Source organism: Georgenia satyanarayanai (assembly GCF_023715365.1).
GTDB lineage: Bacteria > Actinomycetota > Actinomycetes > Actinomycetales > Actinomycetaceae > Oceanitalea > Oceanitalea satyanarayanai_B.
In genome coordinates, this window is the sequence record NZ_JAMBNZ010000005.1 from 1 (window position 1) to 15,219 (window position 15,219).

Annotated in this window: 15 protein-coding genes, 1 pseudogene and 1 other annotated feature; of the genes and pseudogenes, 7 read left to right on the forward strand and 9 right to left on the reverse strand. The window is 70.9% G+C overall.

All coding sequences use genetic code 11. The features are described 5' to 3' along the window. Positions 1-478: 478 nt before the first annotated feature. The 3 genes and pseudogenes from M3148_RS07750 to M3148_RS07760 form a co-directional block, all read right to left on the reverse strand. Complete coding sequence (locus M3148_RS07750) at positions 479-1,126, reverse strand: DUF6226 family protein (protein ID WP_251304110.1); 648 nt, start codon at positions 1,124-1,126, stop codon at positions 479-481. A 378-nt stretch (positions 1,127-1,504) separates the two neighbouring features. Then, a pseudogene (locus tag M3148_RS07755) lies at positions 1,505-2,176 on the reverse strand (ISL3 family transposase); the annotation flags it as partial. Positions 2,177-2,205: 29 nt separating this feature from the next. Beyond that, positions 2,206-3,488 (reverse strand): IS3 family transposase gene (locus M3148_RS07760; protein ID WP_251304111.1). Its coding sequence is split into 2 segments (ribosomal slippage): positions 2,206-3,215 and positions 3,215-3,488, totalling 1,284 coding nucleotides; the frame shifts between segments, so codons are not numbered across the junction. Continuing rightward, positions 3,085-3,216, reverse strand: a sequence feature (AL1L pseudoknot). (Overlaps the previous gene by 132 nt.) 82 nt (positions 3,489-3,570) lie before the next feature. Here M3148_RS07760 and M3148_RS07765 point away from each other — a divergent pair. Both M3148_RS07765 and M3148_RS18405 read left to right on the forward strand, forming a co-directional pair. After that, positions 3,571-3,768, forward strand: a complete 198-nt coding sequence (locus tag M3148_RS07765; protein WP_251304112.1) for a hypothetical protein — start codon at positions 3,571-3,573, stop codon at positions 3,766-3,768. A gap of 28 nt (positions 3,769-3,796) precedes the next feature. Next, positions 3,797-3,961, forward strand: coding sequence for a hypothetical protein (locus M3148_RS18405; RefSeq protein ID WP_368859545.1), 165 nt, complete (start codon positions 3,797-3,799; stop codon positions 3,959-3,961). Between the two features lie 39 nt (positions 3,962-4,000). On the opposite strand, the gene M3148_RS07770 is transcribed toward M3148_RS18405, so the two are convergent. Continuing rightward, the gene (locus M3148_RS07770; RefSeq protein WP_251304113.1) at positions 4,001-4,744 is read right to left on the reverse strand and encodes a hypothetical protein; all 744 of its coding nucleotides are present in this window, start codon (positions 4,742-4,744) and stop codon (positions 4,001-4,003) included. Between the two features lie 111 nt (positions 4,745-4,855). Here M3148_RS07770 and M3148_RS07775 point away from each other — a divergent pair, with 111 nt between their 5' ends. The 4 genes from M3148_RS07775 (at position 4,856) to M3148_RS07790 (ending at position 8,924) form a co-directional block, all read left to right on the forward strand. Next, entirely contained in the window at positions 4,856-5,134 is a 279-nt protein-coding gene (locus tag M3148_RS07775) for an acyl carrier protein (RefSeq protein WP_251304114.1), read from the forward strand. Between the two features lie 31 nt (positions 5,135-5,165). Continuing rightward, entirely contained in the window at positions 5,166-5,345 is a 180-nt protein-coding gene (locus tag M3148_RS07780; protein WP_251304115.1) for a hypothetical protein, read from the forward strand. Between the two features lie 289 nt (positions 5,346-5,634). Then, on the forward strand, positions 5,635-7,200 hold the full coding sequence (locus tag M3148_RS07785) for an SPFH domain-containing protein (RefSeq protein WP_251304116.1): 1,566 nt from the start codon (positions 5,635-5,637) through the stop codon (positions 7,198-7,200). A gap of 185 nt (positions 7,201-7,385) precedes the next feature. After that, the gene (locus M3148_RS07790) at positions 7,386-8,924 is read left to right on the forward strand and encodes a SulP family inorganic anion transporter (protein WP_440136909.1); all 1,539 of its coding nucleotides are present in this window, start codon (positions 7,386-7,388) and stop codon (positions 8,922-8,924) included. Here M3148_RS07790 and M3148_RS07795 read toward each other — a convergent pair. Next, positions 8,921-10,300, reverse strand: coding sequence for an MFS transporter (locus M3148_RS07795; RefSeq protein WP_308203225.1), 1,380 nt, complete (start codon positions 10,298-10,300; stop codon positions 8,921-8,923). The two genes, M3148_RS07790 and M3148_RS07795, sit on opposite strands and share 4 nt — an antisense overlap. Positions 10,301-10,441: 141 nt before the next feature. Between M3148_RS07795 and M3148_RS07800 the strand changes: the two genes are divergently transcribed. Further along, positions 10,442-11,803 carry an MFS transporter gene (locus M3148_RS07800; RefSeq protein ID WP_251304117.1) on the forward strand — a complete coding sequence of 454 codons (1,362 nt, stop codon included), beginning with the start codon at positions 10,442-10,444 and terminating at the stop codon, positions 11,801-11,803. On the opposite strand, the gene M3148_RS17835 is transcribed toward M3148_RS07800, so the two are convergent. The 4 genes from M3148_RS17835 to M3148_RS07815 are packed head-to-tail and all read right to left on the reverse strand — an operon-like array spanning position 11,770 to position 15,177. Continuing rightward, entirely contained in the window at positions 11,770-11,892 is a 123-nt protein-coding gene (locus M3148_RS17835) for a hypothetical protein (protein WP_285883786.1), read from the reverse strand. The genes M3148_RS07800 and M3148_RS17835 overlap by 34 nt on opposite strands. A 35-nt stretch (positions 11,893-11,927) precedes the next feature. Then, a complete protein-coding gene (locus tag M3148_RS07805; protein WP_251304118.1) occupies positions 11,928-13,580 on the reverse strand; it encodes an ABC transporter permease in 1,653 nt (550 codons plus the stop codon). Next, positions 13,577-14,503, reverse strand: coding sequence for an ABC transporter ATP-binding protein (locus tag M3148_RS07810; protein WP_251304119.1), 927 nt, complete (start codon positions 14,501-14,503; stop codon positions 13,577-13,579). The genes M3148_RS07805 and M3148_RS07810 overlap by 4 nt, the downstream gene beginning before the upstream one ends. 11 nt (positions 14,504-14,514) lie before the next feature. Continuing rightward, the gene (locus M3148_RS07815) at positions 14,515-15,177 is read right to left on the reverse strand and encodes a TetR/AcrR family transcriptional regulator (protein WP_251304120.1); all 663 of its coding nucleotides are present in this window, start codon (positions 15,175-15,177) and stop codon (positions 14,515-14,517) included. Positions 15,178-15,219: the final 42 nt, after the last annotated feature.

Here is a 15,219-nt window from a genome sequence, read left to right on the forward strand (position 1 = left end):
GCCGAGCAATTCAACGTCTGGCCAGCACGCATATCCGACATCGAACGCGGCAAGAGGCGAGATGACGACTTCGCCAGCACCTACCGCCAGTGGCTCCTCGCCGCTTGACAGTCCATAGGAGCATCATCCGAGCTCCGCCCGTCCTCGGGCAGCTTCGGACCTCCGCCGTCCGGAGATGGGCACCGCAGAGGAGGCGGCGAGGCGAGCCACAACGCCGTCATCTCACTGGTCCTGACCAAGGCGCCCCCACTTCCGACGACGACGGCGGTCAGGGCATGATCCCGAGCGGTCTACGCGCCGCTGCTCAGTGCCGTGGGTGTCTTCACAGCCGCAGTCTTTCAGTCACCACGGACCACCTCCGCACTTACGAGCGTCGCGCGGGCACCCGCCACACGCTAAGCCCTTCCTAAATGTGTGTGCACCCCCGGCCGATGCGGGCCCGGTCCCGATGGCGGATCGTGAGCCGGAACAAGTGCTCTCAGGAGCCCGAGGATCTCTGTGGCCAGGAGGCCCACCCTTCAGTGAGGTCACAGAGGATGGGCTTGGCGGCTTCGAAACGCTCTGCCGGGATCTCCTCGGCGCGGGATCTTCCGGAGTTTGCACCGTCGGGATAGGTGAACGCGTACTCGACCCAAGGCTGGGGTCCGTCTTCGATGCCCTCCCGGTAGTGTCCGGTGATGACCGCGAGCACTTGCTGCTCTAGTAGGTCGGCTTCAGTGGTCCAGTTGGAGTCGCACGCGTCGCAGCCGCATACCGGATAGTGGAAGTCGTGCAGCAAACCGGCGTGCAGAAAGATGCCGGGGTAGGCAGTGAACACGAACGTCAGCGCGGCGCATGCCGGGTCGTTGGGCTGGATGCGCACCGCGCGTAGGAATTCAGGAGCTGGGCGGAGCAGATCTCCAGCGGTCCCCTCACCCTCGGTGAGTCGGACGTCGTAGGTAGCGCGCAGATGTGAGATGAGGGCATCAGCCACTGTGTGGAGTGGTGCGAAGCGCTCGGGATGGGTGTCGACCGAGTAAGTCTCTTCCGGCGGTGACCCGCTCCACCGGTTCCCGTAGTCGATGATCTGGCCGTCTGCGTCATGGAAGACCGGTGCAACGACCGAGGGCCGGTTATACGCGCTCACCTCCTCATCCTCCCGCACCCGAGCGCGAAGGACGTCCTTTCGATCACTCCCCACGCCACGGCGCGCTAGTAATCCGGTTCTCCCGCAGGGCTCAGGGCGGGGGCTACGGTCAAACACCTCCGCGTGTCCGCCGTGGGATTCAGGTCGAGACTGCCTCGACGGTGGACACGGTCCCGTGTGAGGAACCGGCCGCGGGTCACGCCGAGCTCGCCGTCCTCCTCGGCGTGGAGATCAGCCTCGTCCCGCAGGGGATCCCTTCCACGTCGTACGCCTGACCGGCGACGCGCTGGACCGCTGCCGCCGCCGCACGCTCTCTCTCGGAATACGACCTACCTATCGGGCTCGAAGTCATGCGGCTCTTCGGACATTCGGTGGGGATCACGTCTTGAGGCCTCCGGCGACGAGGAGCATACGGAGACGGTAGTTGTCGCGGTTGCGGTAGCCGCGGGCGAGGCGGCGGTGGAGCTCGATGATGCCGTTGATGGCCTCGGTGCCGCCGTTGTTGGAGCGGTTGGTGGTGAAGTAGGCCAAGAACGCGTCCTTCCAGCGGCGTAGCGTCCGCCCGAGTCTCGCGATCTCGGGGATGGGGCAGGTGTGGAAGATGCTCAGGGTGCGTTCGGCCATGACCCGGCCGGCGGTCAGGTCGGCGCAGCGGTAGGCGGCCCTGAGGTCTTGGGCGCAGCGCCAGGCGAGGTAGACGGCCTGGTGGGCCTCGTCGGTCTCGATCGCTGCCGCGAGGCGAGTGAGTTGGCGGTCGGTGAGGTTCTCCGCGCCGGCGCGCAGGATTCTCTGGATGCCGTAGAGCGGGTCGCCCTTGCGGCCGCGGTGTCCCAGGGTCTCTTGCTGGACGCGGCGACGGACCTCATCAACGGCCTGGGTACCGAGCTTGACGACGTGAAAGGCGTCCAGCACGGCGGTGGCGTCGGCGAGCTCGTCGGCGATCGCGGTCTTGTAGCCGGCGAAGGGGTCCAGCGCCGCGACCTGCACCCCGGCACGGAAGTCGGCGCTACGGTCGGTGAGCCAGTCGGCGTAGGCCTTGCCCGAGCGGCCGGTGAACCGCCCCGGGTTCGATGGAGAGTTCAGTTGTTGGCTGTGATGAGGGTGTCTGTGTCCTCGGTGGCGTGATACCGGGCCTCGAAGGTCACCGGTGAATTGTATCCCAAGCTTGAGTGCAGGCGCTCATTGTTGCACCAATCGGCCCACATCATGGTGGCCAGCTCGACATCCTCTAAGGTCTTGAAGGGCCGGTTGTGAAAGATGTCGGTCTCGATGCACTCGCTCTTGTATAGTCCGATAATAGATTCCATGAGTGCATTGTCGTACGCGTCGCCCACGCTCCCGATCGACGGTGCGATCGCCTCGAGGGCGAGTCGCTCAGTGAAGCGCACAGAAGTGTATTGACTCCCTGCGTCGGAATGGTGAATCAAGCCTTCTGGGATCGGGTCCCCGGAGGCGTCCCGGAACCAGATTGCCATTCGCAAGGCATTGGTGACAAGATCGGCGTGCATGGTACTTTGCACATGCCAACCGACAATGCGCTGAGCGAAGACGTCGACAATGAATGCCACGTAGACGAACCCAGACCACGTGCGCACATATGTGAAGTCCGCGATCCAGGTGTGATTCGGAGACGGGGCGGCGAACTGTCGGCCCAGCAGGTCCGCGGCGCGCTGACCCTCATCTGCTGGCACCGTGGTGCGCACCCGACGGCCGCGCAGCACGCCGCGCCAGCCAGCCTCGCGCATGATGCGCGCGACCGTGCAGCGGGCCACGGTGATGCCCATGGCGCGCAGCTGGTGCCAGGTCTTGCGATAGCCGTACAGGCTCACAGCCGTGGCCCTCCACGCTCCGGTCAATTCATCGCGCTTGAACCGCAGGTCGAATATGGCATTGCGGATATACGCCTCGTGAATGTCCCTGTCGCTGGGTCGGCGCGATCGCCACGCATAGTAGGTGCTCGGGGCGATCTTGCAGCCGTGCTCGGTCAGCACGGCGCAGATCGGCTCGACCCCGAAACGCTCCTTGTGGCTTTCGATGAAGTGGCAGATCACCGCAGTGGCGGGTCGAGCTCCCGCGCGAAGAAAGACGCTGCCGCTTTCAGGATGTCATTCGCCCGGCGAAGTTCCCGAACTTCACGTTCGAGCTCCTTCACCCGCGCCGGGTCGACAGTAGGGACGCTGGGCGTCTTACCGAGGGCCTGGCCATCGGCGTTCTTCACCCACACGCGTAGGCTTTCAATTCCGATATCCAACTTGTTGGCTACGGCCTTGACCGCGCCGTAGCGCGTTTCATAGTCCTTCTCGCATTCGAGCACCATCCGGACCGCGCGCTCCTTGAGCTCCTGCGGGTATCGCTTCGACATAAGTCCGATCCTCCCAAGATCGCGACCCTCCATCGAACCCGGGGCGGTTCACACCGCTCGGGAGACGGCCCGGGAGCTCGTGATGTTCATGCAGCGACCCGGTGGCCAGAGCCAGTTCTCCACGGCTCTGCGAACCCCACCGACCCGCCAGCCGCAGCTGCGCTCGCTCATGGACACCGTGATTGCCGAGCCTGCGGCGGAGCACACGGTGATGTCCATGGCCGCCGCCGACGGGGTCAGCGAGCGCCACCTCACCCGCCTGTTCCGCCCGCTGGCTTGAGCAGGTACGCGTCGACGCCGCCCGGTCGCTGGTCCTCGACGGCCACACCCTCGCGCGCGTCGCCGAGCTGTGCGGCCTCGGCAGTGACGAGACGCTCCGCCGCGCCTTCATCCGCCACCTCGGCACGACGCCGTCAACCTATCGCGAGCGGTTCAGCACCACGAGCCCCACCGGGCGAACGCGCCTGCTGTAGTCGTCGACGGCCCCTCCCCTGACGCGACCTGTCGGTCGCTCAGCCGCCCTCCGCCGTCGAGCACCGACCGACGCACTGGTCGACCTCATGCACCGTCACCCCCGTCTCCGTCAGCCCCTCGAGCGTCGCGGCGGCCCCCTCGAGGAGGAAGCCGCACCCGTCGACCGGCCACTGCGGTCGCACCGCCCGACCATCGTCGTCGACGAGGAAGATCGCCGGCTGCACCTCCATCTTGGCCATGCACGCGCCGCTGCTTCGCGGCGCCGACTCGCGGGCCAGCGCGGCGAGGAACGGGTCCACGTCACCGGTGAGCGTGACCTCCTCGATGGTCAGCCGCTGAAGCACGTCCGCGTCCTCCTCCGCAACGGGGACATCGGGAAGCGGCTCGTCGGCACCGAGATCCTCGATCCTCGGGACCAGGGTGGGCGGGGCCGGCTCCTGGAGCATCGTCGTCATGGAGATCCTGCAGAGCACGACTCCGGCCGGCTGGAAGTCCGGAGGGACCGCCCCTGGCGTGGGGCCGGGGCTGCCGGTGTCCTGCGGGAACAGGGAGATACTGGTGACGACGTCGTCAGCGAGGCAGTCGGGGCCCGACTCAGCCACCTCCGCGAGGGGCGGCATGGTTGCGGGCGGCATGGTGGCGGCCGGGTCGGCCGGCGCGGGCTGTGTCCCGCAGGCTCCGAGGACGCACAGGCCCACAGCCGAGACGGTCAGTCGGCCCCACCGGCGGCCCCGTCGGCGGATCATGTCGCGGCGGAGATCTGCTGCACTGTCAGGGGTCATGGCCTGATTGTGTCGACCGACCGAACCATCTTTCACGGTTCGGGGGGACATCGTCCTCGACGGCTCAGGATGCGCCGCCCGTGATGCCGGTCACACACTGGGACGGCCAGCATGTCCGCACCGACGAGGGAGATCACCATGGCCACCGGGGAGACCGGCTTCGACGACGTCACCTTCAACCTCATCTCCGTGCAGTACCACGCACTGAAGGCCGGGCACGACTACGGACAGTACGTCCGCGACGCCCGCAACGCCGGCGAGGAGGACATCGCCCAGTTCTTCGAGCAGGTGATGAAGGAGGACTCCGAGCGGGCACACAGGTGCCACGAGCTCCTCCGGCAGCTCGGCGGTGGGACCGACCAGACGTCACCGCAGCAGGGACCGGCCTGACCAAGCACGTGACACGGACGAGGAGTGCAGCATGAGCGAGAGCACCGCCGGAGACGTGCCCGTGGAGAACCCGCAGCACGCGTCCGCCCCTGAGGCACCTGACCGCGCCGCCCCGGAGACTCGGGAGGACACCCCCGACCTCACCGGCGCAGTGCCGCCAGAAGGACCCGACCCCGACGCCGACGGCGAGGACCGCTTCGACGCCGGCTGATGAGTCCCGCCCTCGACCGACGATCATGGGAGTCGCCGGCGGTCGGTCGGCTGTCGGCGGAAGTCGACTGTCGGCGGTACGTCGGATGTAGGCGGTACGTCGGTTGTGGGCGGCGCGGCATGCTTGGCCGCTGGGGCGGCGGATGAGGGCGGCGGAAAGCGACAAGTGTCGCGGCTGCCGTCGGTAGGGTGGCCATGCCCGCCGGTCGGCGGGCACCAGCCATCGCCGGCAGCGCTCGCCGGTTGGAGGCTGCGCACGGCCGTACCGCTCACCTGCATTTAGGAGCTCCATGGAACTCGCCGGCACCGCCCTGATCGTCGTCGTGGCGGTCGTTGCCCTCATCGTCCTCGTCATCATCGGCTTCATCTACGCCAAGGTGCGCTTCAAGATCGCCACCCCGGACGAGGCGCTCATCATCACCGGCCGCAAGAGCGGCAAGCCCGTCATCAACCCGGAGACCGGGGACGAGACCACAGACCTGTCCGGCCAGCGCGTCGTCATCGGCGGCGGCACGTTCGTCAAGCCGGTCTTCGAGCAGGTCGTGCGCCTGTCGCTGGCCTCCCAGAGCTTCTCGGTCGCCGCCGAGGACGCGACGACGAAGAGCGGTGTCGGCGTCACGCTGCGCTCCATCGCCGTCGTCAAGGTCGGTGGCACCGAGCGGATGGTGCGCGCCGCCGCGCAGCGCTTCGCCGGCCGCAGCCAGGAGCAGGTCATCGAGCAGCAGACGAGCGAGGTGCTCGTCGGTGTGCTCCGTACGATCGCCGGAACGCTGACCGTCGAGTCAATCCTCTACGAGCGCCAGGAGTTCTCGAAGGAGGTCAAGGACATCGCCGTCCCGATGCTCGCCGAGCGAGGCCTCGTCCTGGAGAACTTCGAGATCCAGACCGTCGAGGACTCCGGCGACTACATCCGCAACCTCGGGCGCCCCCGGGCCGCCGCCGTCGCCCGTGACGCGGAGATCGCGGAGGCGCAGGCCCAGCAGGAGAGCACCGAGCGGTCCAACGAGGCCGCGGTCCAGATCGCCGAGTCGAACAAGGCCCTGGCCTTGCGCAACGCTCAGATCGCCCAGCAGACGGCGCAGGCCCAGGCCGAGGCCGAGGCGGCGAAGGAGCGCGCCGAGGCCGAGGCGCAGCAGGCCGTCCTCGTCGAGCAGGAGCAGGTCGCCGTGCGCCGGGCGGCGCTGCGCGAGCAGGAGCTGCAGACCGAGGTCCGCAAGCCCGCCGAAGCCCGTAAGTACGAGGCCGCGCAGGAGGCCGACGCCCGCAAGTACTCCGTCGAGCAGGAGGCGGAGGCCTCCAAGACGACCGCCATTCGCAAGGCCGAGGCGGAGGCCCAGCGCACCATCGCGCAGGCCGACGCCGAGGCGTCCGCGGCCCGCGCCCGCGCTGAGGCCGACCTCGTCCAGCAACAGCGCCGTGCCGAGGGTGCCCTCGCCCTCGCCCGTGCGGAGGCGGACGGCACCCAGGCCCGCGGTGAGGCGGAGGCCGCCGCCGAGCGCGCCAAGGGCGAGGCACGCGGTGCCGCGATCAAGGCCGAGTCCGACGCCTACCAGGCGTTCCCCGAGTCGGCCCGTCTCCAGATGATCCTCGACGCGCTGCCCCGCATGGCCCAGCCCTACGCGGACGCGCTCGGCAGCATCGACGACCTCACCGTCATCGACAAGTCCGGCGCCTCGCGCCTCACCGAGCAGGTCTCCGTGGGTGTCCAGGAGCTCGGCACACTGCTCAAGGCCCAGACCGGCATCGACCTGCTCGACCTCGTCCGCGGCCGCACGACGGACGCGCAGCAGCCCGCGCCGGTGGGCGTGGGGCGCACCGCTGCGGGCGACGACGGCGAGAGCAGCACCTCCGCCTGACACCACCCGGCGGGCCCGGCACGTCCGGGCCCGCCGGTGAGCGAGGTCATCCACGCGGCACCGCGCCGCGCCGATAGGGTGGGAGGTCGGAGCAGCCGGGACCACCGCCCCTCGCTCCCCGGGCCCGACGACGCGCCTCCCAGTCCTGACCACCGGCGCCTGCGCCGTCGACCACGGGAGACCTCGTGACCTCACCCCTCGCTGCGCCCACCGGCCCCAGCCCCATGGAGCGCCGCCGGGTGCGCAGCGAGGACGTCACCTCCGTCGTCGGCGCGCTGCGCAGCCCGCGCCGGCTGCGCACCGAGGTCCTGGCCGGCCTCGTCGTCGCCCTCGCTCTCATCCCCGAGGCGATCTCCTTCTCGATCATCGCCGGCGTCGACCCGCGTGTCGGGCTCTTCGCGTCCTTCACGATGGCCGTCTCCATCGCCTTCCTCGGCGGACGTCCCGCCATGATCTCGGCGGCGACCGGTGCCGTCGCGCTCGTCATAGCGCCGGTCATGCGCGAGCACGGCATGGACTACCTCATCGCGACCGTCATCCTCGCCGGTCTGATCCAGGTGCTCCTCGCCGTCGTCGGCGTGACCCGGCTCATGCGCTTCATCCCGCGCAGCGTCATGGTCGGCTTCGTCAACGCGCTGGCGATCCTCGTCCTCCTCGCCCAGCTGCCCTACCTCACCGACGTCTCCTGGCACGTCTACGCCATGGTCGCGGCCGGGATCGCGATGATCGTCCTCGTCCCCCGCCTCACCAGGGCCGTGCCCGGCCCGCTCGTCGCCATCGTCGTCCTCACGGCGGTGACCGTGGGCTTCGGGCTCGCGGTCCCGGACGTCGGCGACCAGGGCGAGCTGCCCGACTCCCTGCCCTCGTTCTTCCTGCCCGACGTCCCGCTCACGCTCGAGACGCTGCAGACCATCGGCCCGTTCGCCGTCGCCATGGCCCTCGTCGGGCTCATGGAGTCCCTCATGACGGCGAAGCTGGTCGACGACGTCACCGACACCCACTCCGACAAGACCCGCGAGGCGTGGGGCCAGGGTGCCGCCAACGTCATCACCGGCTTCCTCGGCGGGATGGGTGGCTGCGCGATGATCGGCCAGACGATGATCAACACGAAGGTCTCGGGCGCGCGGACCCGGATCTCGACCTTCCTCGCCGGGGTCTTCCTCCTCGTCCTCGTCGTCGCGCTGGGTGACGTCGTCGGCACGATCCCGATGGCGGCGCTCGTCGCCGTGATGATCATGGTCTGCGTCGCCACCTTCGACTGGCACTCCGTGCGGCCCTCGACGCTGCGGCGCATGCCGAAGAGCGAGACGACCGTCATGCTGTCGACCGTCGTCGTCACCGTGCTCACCGAGAACCTCGCCTACGGCGTCGTCGCGGGCGTCGTCGTCGCGGCCGTCATGTTCGTCAACCGTGTCGCCCACGTCACCGAGGTCGTCGAGGTGGCCCACCCCGACGACGACACCCGCGTCTACGCGGTCGTCGGTGAGCTCCTGTGGGCGTCGTCCAATGACCTCGTCTACCAGTTCGACTACACCGGCGACCCGAAGAACGTCGTCATCGACCTCTCCCGGTCCCACATCTGGGACGCGTCGACCGTCGCGACGCTCGACGCGATCACGACGAAGTACGCCGCCAAGGGCAAGAACGTCACCATCACCGGGCTGAACGAGGCAAGCGCGCAGCGTCATGCCCGTCTCGCCGGCCACCTGGCCGGGGAGTTCTAGGAGCGGACCTCGCCCGCCCTCCCCCTCCGTGCGTCGAGGACGGCGACCACGAGAGTGATGAGCAGCAGTGCCGCCGTCGCCGCGAACCCGGCGGTGACGGCGAGCGGCCACCCGCTGCCGTCGAGCACGGCGAAGGCGATGGCCGTGATGATGCCCAGTCCCATCGCGGTGCCGATGCGCTGGCCGGTCTGGAGCACGCCACCGGCGCTGCCCGCGTACTCGAGGGGCACCTCCCCCAGCGTGATCGTCTGGTTCGGCGTGATGACCAGGCCCTGGGCGGCTCCGATGAAGGTGAGCGTGAGGAGCATCCACCACACGCTCGCGTGGCCGGCATCGACGAGCTGGACGACAGCGATGCTCAGCGCCAGACCGATGATCGCGCTGACGATCCCGGCGACGACGATCCGCCGACCGTGGCGAGTCACCCGCCTGCCCGACCAGTTCGCGGCGAACGCCGACAGGACGGCCGCGGGCATGCCGATGAACCCCGCCTCCAGGGCGCTGCGGCCCAGGCCGTCCTGGACGTAGAGCGCCACGAGCACCCACACGCTGGTCACGCCCATGAAGTACAGGCAGGCGATGAGCGTGCCGGTGGTGAAGCTGCGCACGCGGAAGAGCCCGAGGTCCACCATGGGTGCGTGCCCGCGGTCGCGGTAGCGGCGCTCCCACCACAGCCACACACCGAGGAGGACGACGGCGACGGGCAGGACGAGCCACCCGCCCGGCCCGAGGGACCTCTCGACGAAGGGCAGGAGCAGCGCGAGCACCGCGAGGCCGAGCAGGATGGCACCCACCGGGTCGAGCTCGCGCACCACTGACCGCCCGCCGCGCTCGCGCGGGTTCCGTAGCGGGCGGGGCAGCCAGCGCAGCGCGAGGACGATGGCGGCGATGCCGACGGGCACGTTGACGAGGAAGGTCCACCGCCAGCCCTGGGCCTCGCCGGCGAGCTCGACGATGAGCCCGCCGATGACGGGGCCGATGGCGACGGACACCCCGATGACGCTGCCGAGCGCGCCGAAGGCCCGGCCCCGCTCAGGACCGCGGAAGTACTGCTGGATCATCCCCACGGCCTGCGGGTTGAGCAGGCCCGAGCCCAGGCCCTGGAGCACCCGCGCGATGTTGAGGCTGAGCGGGTCGGGAGCGAGCCCGCCGGCGATCGAGGAGAGGGTGAAGAGGGCGACGCCGGCGATGAACAGCGGCCCCCGGCCGAGGATGTCCCCGGCGCGGCCGGCGGCGACGAGGACGACGCCGAAGGTGAGGGCGTAGCCGGTGAGCACCCACTGCAGCTCGGAGTCCGAGGCACCCAGGCCCTGCTGGATCGAGGGCAGGACGACGTTGATGATGCTCACGCCCACGAGCGACATGAAGATCGCCACGAGCAGGACCGCGAGGATGCGCCAGCGCCGGGGGTCGGGTGTGGTGGTGTCGTCCGCCGGGCTCAGGGTGGCCGCCTCTCATCCGCTGGTTGTGCTCCCCGATGCTACGACCGTCACGGCCGAGTGGGATCATGGTCCATCGTGAGCACGCCACTGAACCGCTTCGGTGACCGCGCCCGCCGGTCGGCGTGGGCCGTGTGGCTGGCCGGCGGCGGGGTCTACTTCCTCGCCCTCCTCCACCGCGCCTCACTCGGCGTGGCGGGCCCGGACGCGGTGGACCGTCTCGGGATCACCTCCACCCAGCTCGGCTCCTTCGTCATGGTCCAGCTGGGCCTGTACGCCGTCATGCAGGTGCCCGCCGGCGTCGCCATCGACCGCTTCGGCCCGCGGCGCGTCCTGTTCGTCGCCACGCTCGTGCTCGGGACGGCGCAGCTGGGCTTCGCGCTCGCGACGAGCTACCCCGTCGCCCTCGCCGCCCGCGCCCTGCTCGGCATCGGGGACGCCGCCGTCTTCATCGCCGTCCTGCGGCTGGCCGCGATGTGGTTCCCGCACCACCGGTACGCCTTCCTCACGATGCTCACCGGGCTCATCGGGATGGCCGGCAACCTCGCCGCCACCGTCCCGCTCGCCGCCGCCCTGGGCTGGCTGGGCTGGACGCGCACCTTCGGCTTCACCGCGGCCGCCTCGCTCCTCTACGCGCTCCTCCTGCTGCGGCCCGCGGTCGCCGCGCCCTACCGTGCCGTGCCGGCCCCGGACGTGCCCGCCGTCCCGCGCAGCGCCGTCGCCGACGTCCGCGCCGCCTGGGCCCGCCGCGAGACCCGCCTCGGCTTCTGGACCCACCAGGCCACGATGACCCCCGGGGTCGTCATCTCCCTCGTGTGGGGCTTCCCGTACCTCACCGCCGGGCTCGGCTGGTCCGACGCCGCGGCTGCCTCCCAGCTGTCGATCTTCGTCCTCGGCACGCTCACGATGAGCTTCGTCGTCGGGCCGCTCGCGGGGCGCAGGCCCACGTGGCGCTCGCCGATGGCGATCGTCGTCGCGCTCCTCGGCATCCTCGCCCTGGCCCTGCTCGTCCTGTGGCCGGGCGGGCAGCCGCCGCACGCCGTCGTGACGATCGCCTTCGTCATGCTCGCGATCGGTGGTCCCGGCTCGCAGATCGGCTTCCACATCGCCCGCGACTACAACGCGCCCGTGCGGATCTCGACGGCGACGGGCCTGGTCAACGCGGGTGGCTTCGTCGGGGCGATGCTCGCGGCGATCGTCGTCGGGCGGGTCCTGGACCTGCGCGGCGGCACCGACCCGAGCCTGCTCGACTACCGGTGGGCGGTGGCCTCCATCGCCCTCATCGCCGTCATCTCCACCCTCGCGCAGGTCCTCACGCTCCTCGGGGTGCGCGCGGACATCCTCGAGCGGATGGCACGCGGGGAGCACGTCGTCGTCCCCCAGACCGAGCACTGGTGGGACCGGGCCTACCAGCGGCTGGCCCGCCGCCCGCGCCCGTAGCGGTAGCCGGCCCCGGCGAGGAGCACGACGACGCCGCCCGCCACCACCGGCGGCGGCAGCGACGCGACGAGGACGAGACAGCCGACCACGCCCAGGACCTGGACGGGGACCGGCGCGAGCGGGGTCAGGCGGCCCCGACATCGCGGCGGCGGAGCCCGACCAGACCGGCGAGCAGTAGCAGGGCGGCGAGTGCGGCCATGACGACCAGCGGGGCGGGCACGAGGTCGGCGTCGGGGACCGCCGGGGTGTGCGCGAGGGGTGAGACGTCGCGCGCCCAGCCGGGCAGCCCGAGGAGGTCACCGAGGAAGGCGACGACCGCTGCCCACACCACCAGCGCCCACGCGAGGCCGGCCGCCCGCGGGGCGAGGCCGTACAGCGCCACGGCCAGCGCACCGACGAGCAGGATCCCGGGCAGGTGGGCGAGGGCGGCGAGCGTGAGCTCACCGACCCAGGCGGCCTCACCGGTGGCCAGCGTGACACCGGCTCCCACGCCGAGCCCGATGAGCACCTGGACGAGGACGGCCTCGACGAGCACGACGGCGACCCACCGGACGAGGAGGGCGGTGCGCGAGCTCCCGGAGACGAGCAGACCCTCCACCCGGCCCGCCCGCTCCTCCGCCCGCAGCTGCAGGACGCCGGAGACGGCGAGCGCGGCCGGCCCGACGGCGAGGAACCCGAGCATGACCGCGGCGAAGGACCGGGTGAGGTCGCTGAGGTCGAGGTCGATCCACTCCCCCACCGCGGGGATGTCAGCGACCATGCCCTCGAGGGAGTTCGCGAGCGTCCCGAACGCCAGGGCGAAGAGGAACAGCCCGACGGCCCAGCCGATGAAGGTGCCGGACACGAGGCGCCGGGCGAGGCCGGTGGGCGCGAGCAACGACCGGGACGCGGCCGGCGGACCGGGGCGCGCGGGCCGCAGCCCGGCACCGAGGTCGCGCTGCCGGGCGAGGGAGACCGCGAGGACGAGGAGCAGGACGGCCACGAGGGTCGACACGGCCAGCGGCCACCAGCGCAGGTCGACGTAGAGGCGGGTCTGCTGTGCCCACGCGAAGGGGGAGAGCCACGACAGCCAGGAGCCCTGGGGCTCGATGACGTCGCCGATCCCGCGGACGAGGAACGCGACGGCCACCGCCCCCAGGGCCATGCCCGAGGCCGCGCGGGCGTGCTCGGTGAGCTGTGCGGTCACCGCGGCGACCGCACCGAAGACGAGGCCGGTGAGGCCCGTCGCGACGCCGAGGGCCACCGAGTCCGCCGCGGCCATCCCGGTCCCCACGAGCGCGCCCGTGACGGCGGCGGCGACGGCGAGGTCGGCGACCGTGACGGTGAGCACGGCGGCGAGCGCCGGGGCGAAACGGCCCACGGGCAGTGAGCGCAGCATCTCCAGGCGGCCGGACTCCTCCTCACCGCGGGTGTGGCGCACGACGAGGAGCACGCTCATGATGGCGGCCGGCAGGAACACCCACAGCGAGAGCTCGTTGGCGAGCATGGCGCCGAAGGTGTAGTCGTCCAGCGCGAACGCGGGCCCGGTCATCATGACGGCGGCCGGGCTGTCCATGAGGGCGGCCCGGGCCTGCAGCGCCTGCGCGTCGGGGTAGGTGTCCTCGAGCGCGGCGACCGAGCCGGCCACGAGCGCGGCAAAGGCGAGCGCCCAGACGAGGATCTGCCGGCGCGAGACCCGCAGGAAGAGGCGCAGCAGCCGGGCCGTGCCGGTGAGGAGCTCCCCGCCGTCGGTGCTCGCACGCCCGGTGGCGGCCCGGGCGGTGCGCGTCGTCGTCATCGAGCAGCCCTTCGCCCCTCGGTCTGGTGCTCCGGCTCGTCGCCGTAGTGGCGCAGGAACAGGTCCTCGAGCGAGGGCGGGGTGATGGTGAGGTTGTGCACGCCGAGCTCCGCGAGCACGGGGAGCAGCTGCGCGACGGCGGTGTCGTCGACGTCGAAGCGCACCCGGGCGCCGTCGACGGCGAGGTCGTGCACCCCGGGTGCGCGTCGGACGCGGGCGAGGTCCGCCGTCGTCGTGACCGTGACGGTGGACCGGGTGAGGTGGCGCAGCTCGGCCAGGGTGCCCGTCTCGACGTCGCGGCCCGCACGGATGATCGTCACGGTGTCGCAGAGCTTCTCGACCTCCGCGAGGATGTGGCTGGAGAGCAGGACGGTGCATCCCTGGTCCCGCAGGCGGCGGACCTCCTCGGTGAAGACGGCCTCCATGAGGGGGTCCAGGCCGGAGGTCGGCTCGTCGAGCAGGTAGAGCTCGACGCCGCGGGACAGGGCCGCGACGAGCGCGACCTTCTGCCGGTTGCCCTTGGAGTAGGTCCGGGTCCGCTTGGTCGGGTCGAGCTCGAAGCGCTCGAGCAGCTCGGCACGCCGGCGGCGGTGGGCGGTGCCCGTCTCGTGCCGGGTGAGGACGTCGATCGCCTCGCCGCCCGTGAGGCCCGGCCACAGGCTCGTGTCACCGGGGACGTAGGCGAGGCGCCGGTGGACGGCGACGGCGTCGCTCCACGGGTCGCGGCCGAGGACCTGAGCGGTGCCCGAGTCCGCTCGCAGCATGCCGAGCAGGACCCGGATGGTCGTCGACTTGCCCGACCCGTTGGGACCGAGGAAGCCGGTGACCTGACCTGCCGGCACGCGGACGGAGAAGCCGTCGAGGGCGCGGGTGGAGCCGAAGGTCTTGACGAGGTCCTGCGCGAGGATGGCCGTGTCCGACATCGTGTCTCCTGTCAGCGTTCGGGTGCCTGGCCGGTGCGGCTCTCGACGTAGGAGTCGAGCAGGGACCGGTCGGTGAGCAAGGGCTCGGTGTAGACCTCGAGGAGCGGGCCGACGATGCGCTCGGAGTAGGCGCGCAGCCAGCCGGGCAGCTCCTCGAGGTCGAGGTGCTCCTGCTGGGCAGGCAGCTGGAGGAGCAGGGCGCCGAGCGCCTGCTCGGTGAGGACCCGCGCCCGCGCCTCGGGGTTCCTGCTGGGCCGCACGACTCCGGCCGCCTCCCCCTGCCGGAGGTACCCGACGGCGTCGCTGACGAAACCGTCGACGAGCTGGGTGGCCAGCAGGCCGCCGGCCTGCAGCCGGCGCAGGACGTAGCCGACGACCGGCGCGTAGCCCTCGATCTGCGCCAGCTGCGTGAGCATCGCCCCGGCCCCACTGCCACCGCCGAGCACGGGGGTCTTGTTCTCGCGGGCCACCGTGAGGACGTGGGCGTCGCAGGCCTCACGCAGCCCGTCGCGGGAGCCGAAGTGGTGGATGATCAGCGCCGCGCTCACCCCGGCGTCCGCCGCGATGGTGCGGAGCGGGGCGGCCACGCCGTCGACGGCGAAGCGGCGCACGGCGGCGTGGAGGATGCGGGCTCGGGCGGTGAGCTCGCCACCGACGGCCTCCGCTGAACCCATGTTCAACATGCTAAACGTGCGTTCAGTACGCGGTCAAGAGGC